This is a genomic window from Streptomyces albus subsp. chlorinus, from assembly GCF_013302895.1.
GTDB classification, from domain to species: domain Bacteria; phylum Actinomycetota; class Actinomycetes; order Streptomycetales; family Streptomycetaceae; genus Streptomyces; species Streptomyces chlorinus.
On the sequence record NZ_VJOK01000001.1, the window covers coordinates 5,399,928 to 5,414,760 of the forward strand.

Consider the following 14,833-nt stretch of genomic DNA (forward strand, 5'->3'; position numbering starts at 1 on the left):
TCACCGAGCCGAGTTCGTAGCGCAGCGCGTCGCGCGGGGTGATGCCCTCGGCGGCCCGGCCGCAGGTCGCCATGGTCCGTTCGCCGTGCCGGGTGACAGCGAGCACCACGTCCGGCGCGTCGATGCGGGCGGCCTCCAGCGCGAGCCGGTCCGCGAGCGGGGCCGGTGCGCCGCCTCCGGCGGTCACCCGGCGCCCGCCGACAGCGCGCGCGAGGTGGCCATCGCGGACGCGAACGCGGCGACCAGCGTGGGGTGGTGCACGAGGTCGAAGACGTCGCCGGGGTCGCCCTGGGGCATCCGGCCCACCAGCGGCATCGCGCCCGTATCCGACTGGGCCGCCGCGTACCGCTCCCACAGCTGCCCGTCCAGCGTGGGGTGCGGCAGGCAGGCGTCGACGACGAGGAGTTCGCCCAGCAGGTCCCAGTGCTCCAGCTCGGCCCAGTCCGCCGCCCAGGCGGGCAGGTACAGCTCCAGGTACTCCGCGAGCGGCGCGGGGAGGCCGTCGGGCCGCTCGCCCCAGTTGGTGAGGTGGAAGACGGTGTGGGTGATGTCGTAGGCGATGTGCAGGTGCACCGTCCACGGTTCGGGGCGCTGCCCGAGCCAGGTGGCTTGTGTGGCCCGTTCGATGTCGCCGCTGGGGGCCAGCCCCATCCGGCGCTCCGCGTTGAGGACGCCCAGCCGGCGGCTGGCCGGCATCTCCAGCGCCCGCCAGGTGAGGGTGCGCCGGGGGGCGACCAGGGCGGCGTCGAGACCGGGGTGCCGGTGGCCGAGTTCGTGGAAGACGGCGTAGATCTCCAGGGCCACCGGGGAGAAGGGTTCGTTGTGCTGGTGGGTGGCCAGCACGTTCCCGCCGTCGAGCAGGTCCCGCCAGGCGAAGTCGAGCAGCGCCTCGGCCCGGGTGCGCTGCCGGCCGCCGGCCACGCCCTCGCGGAAGAGCATCCGCATGTTGATCGCCAGTTCACCGATCGGCTTGAGGCGTTCGACCAGCGTGTCGCCGCGCGCCTTGTCCGCCTCCGTCAGCCGGAAGTGGTCGCGGTGGGCGTCCAGCCAGGTCAGCGCGCGGTCGCCGACGGTGTGCAGCAGCGCGGGCGGAGCCGAGGTGAGGACGGTCATACGGGGGCCTCGCTCTCGGGGCTCTGGGGGAGCGCGGGGCTCTGGGGGAGCGGGGGGCTCGCGGCGCTCTCGGGGAGCGCGGTCCGGGCCAGGGTCGCGGCGAACGCCAGGACGAGGGTGGAGTGGTAGCAGGCGAGGAAGGTCTCCCTCGTGCCGGTGCCGTCCGGGGGCGGCGCCCCCTGTTCGGGGAGGGCCCCGTCCGCGCTCCGGGCCCCGGCCAGCCGCCGCCAGGCCACCGGGTCGAAGGGGGCGCCGGGCAGGCAGGCCGTCACGGCCAGCAGCTCGCCCACCAGGTCCCACAGCTGTTCCTCCAGCCAGCTCTCCACCCAGGCGGGCAGCCAGGCGCGCAGGTACTCCGCCGTGCCGCCCGCGAGCCGGGACGGGTCGCGGCCCCAGTCGGTGAGGTGGAAGACGTCGTGGGTGAGCCCGTAGGCGGTGCGGCACTCCAGCAGCCAGGGCTCTGTCCGGCGGCCCAGTCCGGTGTGGGCCAGCACCGTGGCGAAGTCGGCGTGCGGCGGCAGGCCGATCCGCGCCTCGGCGTTGAGCACGGACAGGGTGCGGGTGTGGTCGTCGCGGGCCACCCGCCAGCCGCGCAGCGCGGTCGTGGTGCGCAGCAGCTCCTCGACGGCCGGGTCGCGCAGCCCGGCACGGGCGAAGACGGCGTACAGCTCGACCGGGAAGGTGGCCTGCGGTTCCCCGCGGACCAGTTCGGTGAACAGGGCGCCCTCGCGGGTCTGCCGCCAGGCGAAGGAGAAGAGCCGTGCGGCCCGGGCGCGCGGTCCGGGCAGGGGGTGGCGGGCGGCGACGACCGCCGTCAGCTCGGCGAGTTCGCCCAGCGGTTTGAGGGTCAGATTGGGGTCGCCGGTGGTGGTGACGTCGGGCGGCAGCCGGAAGTGCTCGCTGTGCCGTTCCGTCCAGGCCAGGGCCTCGTCCACCAGGGGGTCGAGCAGCCCGGCTGCGGTGTCCCCGGGGTGCGGGTCCGGGTGCGGTGCGGGGGCGGTCCGTGTGCGGGTCACCGGCCTGGTCCGAAGAAGGTTTGGGCGGCGGTGACGTGGACGGCGACGCGGGGGTCCTCGCTCATCTGCCGTACGAAGAGCAGCCCGCTCTGCAGGCCGAGGGTGGGCGGGGTCTGCGGCAGCCGGGCCAGCCACCGGCCCAGTCCGGCCGACTGCGGCCAGTCGCGGCGGCGTACCGCGCGGACGAAGCCGCGGGCCAGGTCGTCGGCGCGGGCGGCCAGCCGTTCGGTCAGGTCCGGGGCGAGTCCGGGCAGCGCGAGGGAGGCCAGCTGGGAGACCCGGTGGGAGAGCCGGGGCCAGGGGTCGGTGGCCGGCCAGTCGTCGGCCGGGTCGGGCGCGGACGGCAGGCGCCCCGCGTGGGCGGGGAGGAGCGCGCGGGACGCCTCCAGCAGTCCGCGCCAGTTCCAGGCCGAGACGGCGGAGGCGCCGTCGCCGGGCGGGAAGGCGGTCAGCGCCTCCCGCACCATCGCCGCGTCCGCGCTGCCGGCACCGTCCGGGCCGGGGTGGCCCTCCACCGCGTACGGGGCCAGGACGTCGGCTCCCAGTACCCGCACCGCCGCCGGGGCGAGCGCCTCCTGGTGCCGCAGGATCCGGGAGAGCGCGTAGGGATCGCCCTCGCCGCGCAGGGCAAGGGCGATCTCGGATGCGGCATCGGCGACGACCGCGCGCAGCGCGGCTGCCCCCTGTGCCTGTGGGGTCAAGGTTTCTCCTACTTGGTCTCCGTCTTCGGACGGGGGGTCGGAGGAGAGGCGAGCAGCAGAGCGGCCAGCAGGGCCGCGCCCGCGCACTCCCGGGAGTCACGGAAGACGCCGTCCGGCTCGGGGGCCTCCATCAGGCCCTCCACCTCGGAGGCAAGTGCCGTCGTCTCGGCCGGGGCCGTGCGGTCCATAGCCATACGATCACTCCTTTCCACTGGGGACCGTTCCAGCGTGCCCCCCTGTACGAATCTCCGCAATTCGGGCCAATCACGGCGTAAGTCCGGCAAAGCAGCCGGAGGGGGCGACCGGTTCCGCGCCCCGGCGTCCCGGGCGTGCGCCCGTCCAGGGCAGTCGGTGCCGCCCCATAGGATTGGGGCGGACAATCCGACACTCACCCACCAAGAGGACCGCTGCATGCCTGGCATCTCGCGCGAGGAGGTCGCCCACCTCGCGAAGCTGGCGCGCCTGGAGCTGAAGGACGAAGAGCTCGACCACTTCGCCGGACAGCTCGACGACATCATCGGCGCGGTGGCCGCCGTCTCCGATGTCGCCGACGAGGACGTACCGCCGACCTCCCACCCGCTCCCGCTCACCAACGTCATGCGACAGGACGAGGTCACCCCGTCGCTGACCCCGCAGCAGGCGCTCTCGGGCGCACCCGCGCAGGAGCAGCAGCGCTTCAAGGTGCCGCAGATCCTGGGAGAGGAGTGACCGGGATGGCCGGCGAACTGATCAAGCTGACCGCCGCCGAGCTGGCGGCGAAGATCGCGAGCGGTGAGGTCACCGCCGTCGAGGCGACCGAGGCGCACCTGGCCCGGATCGCCGCAGTGGACGAGAAGGTCAACGCCTTCCTGCACGTGGACCGCGAGGGCGCCCTCGCCCAGGCGCGCGAGGTGGACGCCAAGCGCGAGCGCGGCGAGAAGCTGGGCCCGCTGGCCGGCGTCCCGCTCGCCCTCAAGGACCTGTTCACCACCGAGGGCGTGCCGACCACCGCGGGGTCGAAGATCCTGGAGGGCTGGATCCCGCCCTATGACGCGACGGTCACCAAGCGCCTCAAGGACGCCGGCGTCGTCATCCTCGGCAAGACCAACATGGACGAGTTCGCCATGGGGTCCTCCACCGAGAACAGCGCGTACGGCCCGACGGCCAACCCGTGGGACCTCACCCGCATCCCGGGCGGCTCCGGCGGCGGTTCGGCGGCCTCGCTGGCCGCCTACGAGGCGCCGCTGGCGATCGGCACGGACACCGGCGGCTCGATCCGCCAGCCCGCCGCCGTGACCGGCACCGTCGGCGTCAAGCCCACCTACGGCGGTGTCTCCCGCTACGGCATGATCGCCTTCTCCTCGTCCCTGGACCAGGCGGGCCCGTGCGCCCGCACCGTGCTGGACGCGGCGCTGCTGCACAGCGTGATCGCCGGGCACGACGAGAAGGACTCGACGTCCATCGCGCAGCCGGTGCCGGACGTGGTGGCCGCCGCACGCGACGGCGACGTCAAGGGCCTGCGGGTCGGCGTCGTCCAGGAGTTCCGCGGCGAGGGCTACCAGGCCGGGGTGATGCAGCGGTTCGACGAGTCGGTGGAGCTGCTGCGCGAGCTGGGTGCCGAGGTCGTGGAGCTGTCCTGCCCCTCGTTCACCAAGGCGCTGGCGGCCTACTACCTGATCGCGCCCTCGGAGTGCTCCTCGAACCTGGCCCGGTTCGACGCCATGCGCTACGGCCTGCGCGTCGGGGACGACGGCAGCCACTCGGCCGAGGAGGTCACCGCCCTCACCCGCGAGGCCGGCTTCGGCCCCGAGGTCAAGCGCCGCGTCATGCTGGGCACCTACGCGCTCAGCTCCGGCTACTACGACGCCTACTACGGCTCGGCGCAGAAGGTCCGTACGCTGATCGCCCGGGACTTCGAGAAGGCGTTCGAGCAGGTGGACGTGGTGGTCTCGCCGACCACGCCGACCACCGCCTTCCCGATCGGGGAGCGCGTCGACGACCCGATGGCGATGTACCTCGCCGACCTGTGCACCATCCCGTCCAACCTGGCCGGCAACGCCGCCATGTCGATCCCGTGCGGGCTGGCGCCGGAGGACGGGCTCCCGGTGGGGCTTCAGATCGTCGCCCCCGCCATGGCCGATGACAGGCTCTACCGTGTCGGTGCGGCCGTGGAGGCCGCCTTCCAGGCACGTTGGGGTCACCCGCTGCTAGAGGAGGCACCGTCGCTGTGAGTTCCAAGCTGGAGAAGGCCAAGGGGTTCAAGAAGTCCAGGACCGGGCTGTACTTCTCGATCGCCACGTCGCTCATCGGCGTGCCCGGCACCATCAAGCGCGCCAAGGAGGCCAGGAAGGAAGGGGACACGCTGCAGCTGATCGATGTGGCGGTCTCCGCCGCCGGCATCGTGACGGGCGTCGTCCTGCTCGTGCGCGAGCTGCGGCGCCTGGACGTCGACGACATCCTCGACGACTGACGCGGGCAAGAAAGGTACAGATTTCCGTGACCGTCACCGAACTGGTGTCGTACGACGAGGCGCTGGCCTCCTACGACCCCGTCATGGGCCTGGAGGTCCACGTCGAGCTGGGCACCAGGACCAAGATGTTCTGCGGCTGCTCGACCGAGCTGGGCGCCGAGGCCAACAGCCAGGTCTGCCCGACCTGTCTGGGCCTGCCCGGCGCGCTGCCCGTGGTCAACAAGGCGGGCGTGGAGTCCGCCATCCGCATCGGCCTGGCGCTCAACTGCTCCATCGCCGACTGGTGCCGCTTCGCCCGGAAGAACTACTTCTATCCGGACATGCCGAAGAACTTCCAGACCTCCCAGTACGACGAGCCGATCGCCTTCGACGGCTACCTGAACGTCCAGCTGGAGGACGGCGAGGTCTTCCGCGTCGAGATCGAGCGCGCCCACATGGAGGAGGACACCGGCAAGTCCACCCACGTGGGCGGCGCCACCGGCCGCATCCACGGCGCCTCGCACTCGCTGCTCGACTACAACCGCGCGGGCATCCCCCTCATCGAGATCGTCACCAAGCCCATCGTGGGCGCCGGGGAGCGCGCCCCCGAGGTCGCCAAGGCGTACGTCGCCGAACTGCGCGAGCTGATCAGGGCGCTGGGCGTCTCCGAGGCACGCATGGAGATGGGCCAGCTGCGCTGCGACGTCAACCTGTCGCTGCGCCCCAAGGGCACCGAGAAGTTCGGCACCCGCAGCGAGACGAAGAACGTCAACTCGCTGCGCAGCGTCGAGCGCGCCGCCCGGTTCGAGATCCAGCGCCACGCGGCCGTGCTCTCCTCCGGCGGCACGATCATCCAGGAGACCCGCCACTTCCACGAGGACGACGGCTCCACCACCTCCGGCCGCGTCAAGGAGGAGGCGGAGGACTACCGCTACTTCCCCGAGCCCGACCTGGTGCCCGTCGCGCCCTCGCGCGCGTGGGTGGAGGAGCTGCGTGCCACCCTGCCGGAGCTGCCCCGGGTGCGCCGGATGCGGCTGCGCGAGGAGTGGGGCATCTCCGAGCACGAGATGCAGTCGGTGCTCAACGCGGGCGCCGTCGACCCGATCGTCGCCACCGTGGACGCGGGCGCGCCCGCCGACCAGGCCCGCAAGTGGTGGATGGGCGAGCTGGCCCGGCGCGCCAACGAGGACGGCGTCGAGCTGACCGCGCTGCCCATCACCCCCGAGCAGGTCGCCCGGATCTGCGCGCTGGTCGCCGAGGGATCGCTCAACGACAAGCTCGCCCGGCAGACCATCGAGGGCGTGCTCGCCGGGGAGGGCTCCCCGGACGAGGTCGTCGAGAAGCGCGGCCTCAAGATCGTCTCCGACGAGGGCGCGCTCGGCACCGCCGTGGACGAGGCCATCGCCGCCAACCCGGACGTCGCCGAGAAGATCCGCGGCGGCAAGGTGGCGGCTGCCGGCGCGCTGGTCGGCGCCGTCATGAAGGCCACCCGCGGTCAGGCGGACGCGGCCCGCGCCCGCCAGATGATCCTGGAGCGGCTGGGCGTGGAGGGCTGAGGCCCGCCGCCCGCTGCCAACGCGCACGCCCCCGGCGGTACCCTTCCGCCGGGGGCGTGCGCCCTTGTGCCTTCAGTCGTCAGGCGGTGGAGAACTCCTCGGCGAAGGCCGCCATGTCGGGGATGACGTGGGCAATCGGCTGCGGCTCGGTGCCGTCCAGGTGCCGGTACTCCGTGCCGACGGTCACCACCAGGCGCTCCACCAGCCCCAGTTCGGGCCACTCGTTCTCGCGGGCGAGGGTGCGGGCCGCCTCCAGCGCGGGGACGCCCCGCGCGTGCAGAGCGTGTACGCGCTCCCGCACCCGGGACAGGTAGGCGATGTGGGCCCGCAGGCCGTCCTGGCCGAGCACCGGCCCGTGCCCGGGCACGATGGTGCGGGCACCGGTGTCCAGCACCCGTTCGCACGCCGCGACGATGTTCTCCAGCGGCCCCGCCCAGTGCACCGCGTGGTCCCCGGGGTTCTCCGCCGTCGAACCGAAGACGATGTCGCCCGTGAACACCACGCCCTGCTCGGGCAGGTGGACGGTCAGGTCGCCCGTCGTGTGCGCGGACGGCAAGCTGGTCAACAGCACGGGACAGCCGCCCACCGTCAGCTCGACAGTGCCCTCGAAGACCGTGTCGGGGCGCCGCACACGGGTGCGTGACCAGTCGAAGTGCCCGAAGTGCGCGCTCATGTAGCGGCCCACGCGCGAACCCTCGCCCGCCGTCTCGATGAGGCCCCGCAACTGCTCGGGCGTCGGCTCCAGCTCGATGTGGTGCCGCGCCTCCCGGGTGGCGATCACCTCCGCCTCCGGCACGACGTCGGCGCCCCACAGGTGGTCGCCGTTGGCGTGCGTGACGACGACGCGGTCGATGTCCGCGTCGCCCAGTATGTCGCGGGAGGCGGCGAGGAAGGCCTCCGCGAGGGGGCGGTCGTACGGGGTGTCGATCCACAGCCCGCCCTCCGGGCCCGTCAGCAGGCCGCAGTTGGCCAGCCCCCACCCCCGGCGCGGGGGGTTCCAGAGGTAGAGGCCGTCGCCGAGGTCACGGAGGGAGGAGGGGGAGAGTTTCGCCATGGGGGCGATTATCCGTGACGCCCCTCCTGGGGCGTGACGTGGGTGACGAACCGCGCCCACGCCTCGCGGGGGAAGACGAGGGTGGGCTGGGGGTGGTGGTCGCGCTGTTTGGTGTCCCGCACGGGAACGGTGGCGTCGAGGTTGGTGGCGACCTCGACGCACATTTCGCGGTCGTCGCTGTGACTGCTGGTGTGCCATTGCGGGAGCGGATTCATGACCGGGACTCCTGGGCTACTCGGTGGACGGGGGCGAGCGAGTCGGTCGGCGACAGGGTGCCCGCGAACACTCCGTGGAAGTCCGAGATGTCCTCCAGCTCGCGGGGCATGCCCCTCGGACCCTGCATGGCCAGCACTATGCCGCGTGTCCGGCGTTTGGTCAGGATGGGGAATGCGCCGAACTGACGAACTCGTGACTTGCCGAATGAACGGATGGGGGACGTTCCACCGGCCGCAGCGAGGTGCTCCGGCGACCAGCAGTCGTGGGCCGATTACGCGCCCTGTTCCCCCTCGCAGCGGGCAAGGAACCGCGCCCACGCCTCGCGGGGGAAGACGAGGGTGGGCTGGGGGCGGTGGTTGTGCTGTTTGGTGTCCCGCACGGGAACGGTGGCGTCGAGGTTGGTGGCGACCTCGACGCAGTCGCCGTGGGCTCCGCTGTGGCTGCTGGTGCGCCAAGCGGGGCTGTTCCCCTGACGCGGGCTGGGGGCACGTCTCATCGTTTGGCCTTCGCTGCTATGCGCTCAATCATGGTCACCGAGTCCGCCGGTGGGAGGGCTGTGGTGCGCGCGTCGTCGAAGAGCGCTTGATAGCTCACGACGTCCGCCTCCCGCTCGATCCACGTGTTACCGGTGGCTGTCTCTGACAACACCAGGTCGAGTGCCGCCGGCTGCGGGAAACCGAGCAGCACATAAGGGCCGAGCATACTGGCGTGCGCTCCGCGGGAGAATGGGAGCACTTGCAAGGTGATGTTCGGGCGGTCGGCCAGGGCGACGAGCGAGGCGAGCTGCGCAGCCATCACAGAGGGCCCGCCGACCTGCTGGTGGAGAACTCCCTCGGTGAGGACGGCCCAGAACTGCATGGGGTCCTCGTCGGTGAGCCGCCGTTGCCGGGCCATGCGGACCTGGACGACCTGTTCGATCTCCTCGGGAGTGTCCCAGCCGGGGGAGGCGACGGCGATGGCGCGCGCGTACTCGGCGGTCTGGAGCAGGCCCGGGACCACCTGCGCTTGGAAGGTGCGGATTCCGGAGCAGATGGCCTCCATCTCGATCTGATCCCGGTAGGCATCGCTCAGCACCGAGCTGTACTGGTGCCACCAGCCGTCGCGGCGGCGACGGTTGGCGCGGCGGGTCAGTGCGGTGAGACGTTCTTGGGCCCGGACGTCCGAGATGCCGTAGGCGCTGATGAGCGCCTTGAGGTCGGGCAGGCGAACCGGAACGTGCCCGTTCTCCATGCGGCTGATCTTGCCTTTGGTGCAGTCGAGCACTGCGGCGGCATCGGTGGTGGAGAGCGCTGCGGCGACTCGGAACCGGCGGAGTTCGTCGCCGAGTTGGCGGCCGAGCACGGTGGATGGCTTCACAGGTGGCATGTGTCACTGCGTACCAGAGCGTGGAACAGCAGCTCCACCGTATCTCCGAAAGAGTGAATCTCGCGCCCGATTCTCCATTCAACGTTGCACGCTTCATCATGTTGCCGCCACGCTACGGGGCATAAGCAGCCGAACTGCGGTTGCGAAGCGGGGACTTCAGCCCACTCGACTTCTGGAGCCGCATATGGCCGACCAGCCCAGCAACAACGAGACGTACGACATGACTTTCCGGGTGTCCCGCACGCGGCGGAGTGTGCCCCGTGCGCGGCGGACGGTGCGGGCGGTGCTCACCGAGTGGGGCGTGAGCCCCCGTGTGCGGGGCGACGCCGAACTGGTGCTCTCCGAGCTGGTCACCAACGCGGTGGGGGCGCGGGCGCCCCGCGATCGGCAGGTCGCGGTCCGCGTCGTACGGCTGGAGGAGGGCGACCTCCGCATGGAAGTGAGCGACACCAACGCGTCGGCGCCGCGGCGCCGGGAGCCCGTCCCGGGGGAGGACGAGGGCGGGTACGGGCTGCTGCTCGTCGACGCGCTGGCGTACCGGTGGGGTACGGAGCGCCGCGCGTGCGGCATCGGGAAGACGGTGTGGGCCCAGGTGCGGGGCGGGATGCCGGCCGAGCCGGCGGAGGTGACCGCCACCGCCCTCACCATCCAGCCCGGCCACCACATCCACGCCCACGGCACCTGGCATACCGTCCGGTCGGTTCGCACCGAACCCTTCCTCACCGGCGGCCTCACCCTCGTCCTCTCCCTGGAACAGGGCCCTGCCCTGCGCGTCTCCCCGGCCGCGACCCTGCGCGTGCGGGGCGGTCCTGGGGTGTGGGCGCCGTGAACGCCGCTAGGGTGGGCCCCGCGCGCCACCGTCGCAGGTCGGAGGGTTGAATTGATCACGCAGATCCGGGTGGACGGCTTCAAGTCCTTCGTGGGCTTCCAACTCGACGTACCGCCGTCGTTGATCATGCTCGGGGCGAACGGGGCGGGGAAATCCAACCTGTTCGACGCGCTGCGGCTGGCGGCGGGCACGGTGCTGCACGGGTTCGAGGAGACCGTTGCGGAAGATGTCCGGCTTTCGCCGAAGGGCCTGTTCCACCGGGGTGGCGACGACGGACGTGTGCAGCGGGACGCGTTCACGATCGAGGTGGGGATGGTGGTACCGGCCGCGGAGGGGCCGCTGCCGTTGCGGCTGCGGCTGACCGTGGCACGTGAACAGCGGGAGGCGGGTCCTGCGAGTGCTCCCGGTCTCGTCCGTGGCAAGAGCGCCGTGTGGGTCAGCAGCCTCCAGGCGGCCGACTGGGTGCGGGACATCGGGCTGGACGACGGTGTGCTGTCAGCGATGCGCGAGGCACGCGAGCGGTTCCTGGCCCGTACGGGGACGGAGATCGCCCCCGTCGGGCAGGGCTATTTCCCGGGCGCAGGCAGCGAGGGCGCGAGCCAGGACGACCTGTTCGACCTCTTCCCGGAAAGCAGGGGTGCGGCTGAGCTGCTGAGTCTTGTGGCGAACGAGTGCCGTGGATGGGAGCCCCTGCAACTCCGTCCCGAGATCATGCGACAACTGTCACCTGCCGGACTGGACGCCCCGCTGGGAGTCCACGGCGATCATCTCGCGCTCGCGCTGGCACGGCTCGAACGGGCACCTGAGCACATCTGGCGGCGGTATGTCGCCGACTGCGCCGGGTTGGTCGAAGGGCTGCGGGACGTGCGGCCGTATCTCATCGAGCGGCGGGACGAGTACGACTTCGAGGTGGAGTTCGAGCACACCGGATGGCTGGTCCCGTCGCTGCTGTCCGACGGCACCCTGCGGATGCTGGGCCTGCTTGCCGCCTCGATGGATCCCTTGCGCCCCGGCACCCTGTGTGTGGAAGAGCTGGAGAACGGCATGCACCCCTCGTACGTCGCCGATCTGGTGCGCCGGCTGCGGCGCCGGGTGGGGGTCTCGACCGGCCCGCAGCGCAAGCGCGCCCCGTACCGGCAGCTGATCGCGACCACGCATTCGCCCGCTCTGCTGGCGGCTCTCCGCACGGACCTCAGCGGCAGTCTCGTCTTCCTGGAGCAGGCGCACCGTACGAACCCCGAGGATCGCACCGTCTCCCGGGTGACCCGCGCGCTGCCGCTGCGCGCGGGTGACGACGTGCCGGAGGCGTCCATCTCCCCCGACCAGGTCGCCAGGCTCCTGCGCCGGCTGGGACAGGAGGCGGCGTGAAGGAGGAGTTCCTGCGGCCCGGTCTGCTGTGTGAGGGCAACAGCGACGAGAGGTATCTGTCCCACCTGATCCACAAGCAGTTGCTGGAGCTGCTCCACGCGTCGGACCGGCACGTCAATGTCCTCGGCTGCGAGGTTTCCGACGTCCGTACCACCAGGTCCGCCGACGACGTACTGACGGAGGCACGCTCGCTCGCACGGGACTGCCAGGTGCTCTTCGTGCACTGCGACTGGGATGCCGCCGACAAGGCCCGCGCCTACGTCGCGGCGCTGGAGGCATGGCGTACGGAGCACAAGCGTGCCGCCCAGCCGGTCGCTCTGGTGCCGGTGCTGATGACGGAGTCGTGGATGCTGGCGGACAAGGGCGCGCTGGAGAAGGTCGTCCCGGGTCTGGACCTCGACGGCTACCCCTACGGCACGCCCGCCGAGGTGGAGAAACATGTGGGGTCCGCCGGGAAGGCCAAGGGGGAGAAGCTGGGCCCCAAGCAGGTGTGGAAACAGCTTCTGGGTGCGGACGCCCACGTCGTGCTCCAGGACGACGCCGACCGGCTGGTGGAGTACACCGACCTGAACGAGCTGGACAAGGTGCCCTCCTACCGGGCGTGGCGGGAAGCGACCGAGGCGGCGCTCACGCCTCGCTACCTGTGACCGCCCCCGGAGCCGTCGGCCCCTCTCCAGGCAGCAGGGAGGGGCCGGCGGCAATCGGCGTGCGCCTCAGCGGTTGGTGAAGATGTTGCCCTGGTTCTGGCCGCGGGCGCCCTGGGCGCCCATGCCGTACTGGGCGCGCAGGCCGCCGCCGATCTCCGCGCCCTGCGGCGGAAGCAGCTCGCTGGGCTGGACGAGGGCGTAGCCCTGGCCGAGGAAGGAGAGTTCCCAGCCCTCGCCGGTGGTGCCCCGGCGGCGCCACACCCCCTGCGAGGAGGTCTGGGCCTGCATCTGGACGCGCAGGCCGCTGGACCAGGCCACGACGGCGTCCGCGTCCGCGTTGACGTAGGTGTCCGGTGTGACGTTCAGCAGCAGCGGCTGGCCGGACGTCATCAGGGCGACCTTGCCCTGGCCGGTGATGTTGAGGTTGTAGGCCCCCGTGCCGGAGATGCCGAACTGGCTGTCCACGGAGATGATCTCGTGGTGCAGGGTGGAGTCCATGGCCAGGACGTAGGCGGCGTCCACCGTCAGCCCGTCCCGGTCGACGTCCACCACGTGCACATACTGCGCCAGGTTGGCGAGGAAGACCGTTCCCTGGCCCGAGCAGCGCATCAGCGGCAGGTGCTCGTTGGCCGGGCCGCGCCGCCGGCTGCCCGGCTCGTACTCGGCGTCGAACTCCAGCAGCCCCTGGTAGGCGACCATCGCGCCCTGGCGGGCCAGCACGTCGTCGTGCCCGGTCAGCTGGACCCGCAGCAGCTGCGGGTTCTGCACGGCGTACCGGTCCTGGGTCTGGACCTCGGCGTATGCGAAGAGTGAACTCTGCACGGCTGTTTCCCTTCCCTTCAGCCCCGGATCCGGATGCGGTCCGTGCTGTCCTCGCTCGGCTGGACCACCACGAAGCCCTGGCCGGAGAAGGCGATCTGGTACGCCTCACCGCTGCCCCGGCCGATCAGCGCCCCGGCCTTCATGCTGCGCTTGCCCTTCATCTTCAGACCGCTGGACCAGGCCACGAGCGCGTCCGGGTCCACATACGTCTCGTCCTCGCCGCGCCCGCAGTCGACGACGACGGGCGCGCCGCGCGAGGTCAGCGCGACCCATCCGGTGCCGCGCACGCCGACGTTGAACAGGCCCTGCCCGGCGAACTTGGCGAGCCCCTTGACCCGCTCGACGCCCCACTGGAGGTGGGCGTCGAAGGCGAGGAGGTTGGTGCCGTTGACCGACAGCGCCTCCTCGTTGAGGTTGAGGCACACCACGTCGGCGCCGTAGTCGGCCAGGTAGAGCAGGCCGTCGCCGCGGCACAGCATGAGCGGGTTCTTCTCCCCGGTCAGCCACTGCGAGGCCATCTGGCGCACGGCGGGCGGGTTGGCCTCGTACTGCACGAAGCCCTCGTAGGCGACCATGGAGCCCGGCCGGGCGAACAGATCGGCCCCGGACCGCATGGCGACCTTCACCATGTGCGCGCCGTGGTTCTCCATGCGGGCGGTGACGGGAGCGGGTGCGAAGTTCGCGAGTGCTGCCGGCTGGTTCATGACGGGCTCCCCCTCAGACCTCGTACGGCTGGACGACGATGAAGTTGCCGGGCGCGCCCCGGAACTGGAGGTTCACGGTCTCGCCGCTGTGCCCCGGATAGGCGTTGCGGCGCAGCCGGACCTGGCTGGAGATGATGACCTGCGCCGCCGCCGACCAGGCGACCACGGCCTGTGCGTCGGCGAACGTCGTCGGGGTGACCGGGAGGACCACCGGGGTGCCCTGGGTCTTGACGACGACCGTCCCGGTGCCGGTGAACTGCATGGTGAACAGCGCGCCGCCGGGGATGCCGTGGCCCTCGATCCGGCGCACCTCGTGGTGCAGCGACTCGTCGAAGGCGAGCACGTTCTCCGCCGAGACGCAGATCGCGTCGCCCTGCAGCTCGATCGGGTGGATGTGGGCCGCGTTCTCGGCGAAGAACACCTGACCGCGCCCGCTGCACCGCATCAGCTGCATCTCCTGGCCGGTCGCGTTGCCGACCACGCGGCCGGTGAAGCCGGCGCCCTTGTAGGAGAAGTCCACCTTGCCCTGGTACAGCACCATGCTGCCCTGCTTGGCGAGCACGGGCTGCCCGTCGACGCCGATGTCCGCGCGGACGAGGGAGGGGTTCTGCAGCGTCCAGCGCTGACCGGTCGGCGCCTCGTGGAACTTCTGGAGGGCGGCACCGATGCCGGCCGCCGGACCCTGCGGGATCTGCGGCGCGGGCGGGGCCTGGCCGCCGAAACCGCCCATCCCACCCGGCTGCTGCTGGGCGAACGGGTTGGACAGCTGCTGGCCCCCGGGCGGGGCGGGCGGCCCGGGCTGCGGCTGCGGCGGGGGAGGCTGCGGCGGTTGGAACTGCTGAGGCGCCTGCGGGGCTTCGGGCGCCTGGGGGGCCTGGGGCGCCTGCTGGAATTGCGGCGCCTGGGGAGCCTGAGGTGCCTGCGGGGGCTGGGGCATGCCGGGCACCGTGTACTGCTGCGGTCCGGGCGGGCCCGGCTGCGCGGGCGGGGGCACCTGGCCGTCCTGCTGCGGCG

The 14,833-nt window shown here is 71.9% G+C and carries 19 protein-coding genes and 1 pseudogene; 7 read left to right on the plus strand and 13 right to left on the minus strand.

The genetic code is table 11. The annotated features are described in order from the left end of the window. The 5 genes and pseudogenes from FM076_RS34120 to FM076_RS23760 form a co-directional block, all read right to left on the minus strand. A pseudogene (locus tag FM076_RS34120) lies at positions 1–187 on the minus strand (penicillin-binding protein); the annotation flags it as partial. Beyond that, positions 184–1,113, minus strand: coding sequence for a DUF6895 family protein (locus FM076_RS23745; RefSeq protein WP_173872967.1), 930 nt, complete (start codon positions 1,111–1,113; stop codon positions 184–186). The gene FM076_RS23745 and the pseudogene FM076_RS34120, both read right to left, overlap by 4 nt. Next, entirely contained in the window at positions 1,110–2,129 is a 1,020-nt protein-coding gene (locus tag FM076_RS23750; protein WP_345945187.1) for a DUF6895 family protein, read from the minus strand. Before FM076_RS23750 ends, FM076_RS23745 begins: the two co-directional genes overlap by 4 nt. Next, on the minus strand, positions 2,126–2,830 hold the full coding sequence (locus tag FM076_RS23755) for a hypothetical protein (protein ID WP_243274621.1): 705 nt from the start codon (positions 2,828–2,830) through the stop codon (positions 2,126–2,128). Before FM076_RS23755 ends, FM076_RS23750 begins: the two co-directional genes overlap by 4 nt. Before the next feature lie 8 nt (positions 2,831–2,838). After that, a complete protein-coding gene (locus tag FM076_RS23760) occupies positions 2,839–3,018 on the minus strand; it encodes a hypothetical protein (protein ID WP_243275066.1) in 180 nt (59 codons plus the stop codon). Positions 3,019–3,241: 223 nt separating this feature from the next. On the opposite strand from FM076_RS23760, the gene gatC reads away from it, so the two are divergent. The 4 genes from gatC to gatB are packed head-to-tail and all read left to right on the plus strand — an operon-like array spanning position 3,242 to position 6,814. Then, on the plus strand, positions 3,242–3,538 hold the full coding sequence (gatC, locus tag FM076_RS23765) for an Asp-tRNA(Asn)/Glu-tRNA(Gln) amidotransferase subunit GatC (protein ID WP_173872969.1): 297 nt from the start codon (positions 3,242–3,244) through the stop codon (positions 3,536–3,538). A gap of 5 nt (positions 3,539–3,543) precedes the next feature. Continuing rightward, the gene (gatA, locus tag FM076_RS23770) at positions 3,544–5,040 is read left to right on the plus strand and encodes an Asp-tRNA(Asn)/Glu-tRNA(Gln) amidotransferase subunit GatA (RefSeq protein ID WP_173872970.1); all 1,497 of its coding nucleotides are present in this window, start codon (positions 3,544–3,546) and stop codon (positions 5,038–5,040) included. Then, entirely contained in the window at positions 5,037–5,279 is a 243-nt protein-coding gene (locus FM076_RS23775; protein ID WP_173872971.1) for a hypothetical protein, read from the plus strand. The genes gatA and FM076_RS23775 overlap by 4 nt, the downstream gene beginning before the upstream one ends. Positions 5,280–5,305: 26 nt before the next feature. Continuing rightward, complete coding sequence (gene gatB, locus FM076_RS23780; RefSeq protein ID WP_428814990.1) at positions 5,306–6,814, plus strand: Asp-tRNA(Asn)/Glu-tRNA(Gln) amidotransferase subunit GatB; 1,509 nt, start codon at positions 5,306–5,308, stop codon at positions 6,812–6,814. A gap of 79 nt (positions 6,815–6,893) precedes the next feature. Here gatB and FM076_RS23785 read toward each other — a convergent pair whose 3' ends face one another. The 5 genes from FM076_RS23785 to FM076_RS23800 form a co-directional block, all read right to left on the minus strand. Beyond that, positions 6,894–7,868 carry an MBL fold metallo-hydrolase gene (locus FM076_RS23785; protein WP_173872972.1) on the minus strand — a complete coding sequence of 325 codons (975 nt, stop codon included), beginning with the start codon at positions 7,866–7,868 and terminating at the stop codon, positions 6,894–6,896. 8 nt (positions 7,869–7,876) lie between these two features. Further along, positions 7,877–8,083, minus strand: a complete 207-nt coding sequence (locus FM076_RS23790) for a DUF397 domain-containing protein (RefSeq protein WP_173872973.1) — start codon at positions 8,081–8,083, stop codon at positions 7,877–7,879. Further along, positions 8,080–8,211, minus strand: a complete 132-nt coding sequence (locus tag FM076_RS34715; protein WP_274598832.1) for a hypothetical protein — start codon at positions 8,209–8,211, stop codon at positions 8,080–8,082. The genes FM076_RS23790 and FM076_RS34715 overlap by 4 nt, the downstream gene beginning before the upstream one ends. A 144-nt stretch (positions 8,212–8,355) precedes the next feature. Then, positions 8,356–8,580: a DUF397 domain-containing protein gene (locus FM076_RS23795; RefSeq protein ID WP_173872974.1), complete on the minus strand. Its 225-nt coding sequence runs from the start codon at positions 8,578–8,580 to the stop codon at positions 8,356–8,358. Beyond that, complete coding sequence (locus tag FM076_RS23800) at positions 8,577–9,449, minus strand: helix-turn-helix domain-containing protein (protein WP_173872975.1); 873 nt, start codon at positions 9,447–9,449, stop codon at positions 8,577–8,579. Before FM076_RS23800 ends, FM076_RS23795 begins: the two co-directional genes overlap by 4 nt. A gap of 184 nt (positions 9,450–9,633) precedes the next feature. Between FM076_RS23800 and FM076_RS23805 the strand changes: the two genes are divergently transcribed. The 3 genes from FM076_RS23805 to FM076_RS23815 are packed head-to-tail and all read left to right on the plus strand — an operon-like array spanning position 9,634 to position 12,293. Further along, positions 9,634–10,278: an ATP-binding protein gene (locus tag FM076_RS23805; protein ID WP_173872976.1), complete on the plus strand. Its 645-nt coding sequence runs from the start codon at positions 9,634–9,636 to the stop codon at positions 10,276–10,278. A 51-nt stretch (positions 10,279–10,329) separates the two neighbouring features. After that, a complete protein-coding gene (locus tag FM076_RS23810) occupies positions 10,330–11,646 on the plus strand; it encodes an AAA family ATPase (protein ID WP_173872977.1) in 1,317 nt (438 codons plus the stop codon). Next, complete coding sequence (locus FM076_RS23815; protein WP_173872978.1) at positions 11,643–12,293, plus strand: hypothetical protein; 651 nt, start codon at positions 11,643–11,645, stop codon at positions 12,291–12,293. The genes FM076_RS23810 and FM076_RS23815 overlap by 4 nt, the downstream gene beginning before the upstream one ends. A 66-nt stretch (positions 12,294–12,359) precedes the next feature. On the opposite strand, the gene FM076_RS23820 is transcribed toward FM076_RS23815, so the two are convergent. From FM076_RS23820 to FM076_RS34125, 3 genes are all read right to left on the minus strand, one after another. After that, the gene (locus FM076_RS23820) at positions 12,360–13,115 is read right to left on the minus strand and encodes an AIM24 family protein (protein WP_173872979.1); all 756 of its coding nucleotides are present in this window, start codon (positions 13,113–13,115) and stop codon (positions 12,360–12,362) included. Between the two features lie 17 nt (positions 13,116–13,132). Further along, positions 13,133–13,819 carry an AIM24 family protein gene (locus FM076_RS23825; protein WP_173872980.1) on the minus strand — a complete coding sequence of 229 codons (687 nt, stop codon included), beginning with the start codon at positions 13,817–13,819 and terminating at the stop codon, positions 13,133–13,135. A 13-nt stretch (positions 13,820–13,832) separates the two neighbouring features. Continuing rightward, on the minus strand, positions 13,833–14,833 hold a 1,001-nt coding region (locus tag FM076_RS34125), incomplete at its 5' end, for an AIM24 family protein (RefSeq protein ID WP_243274622.1).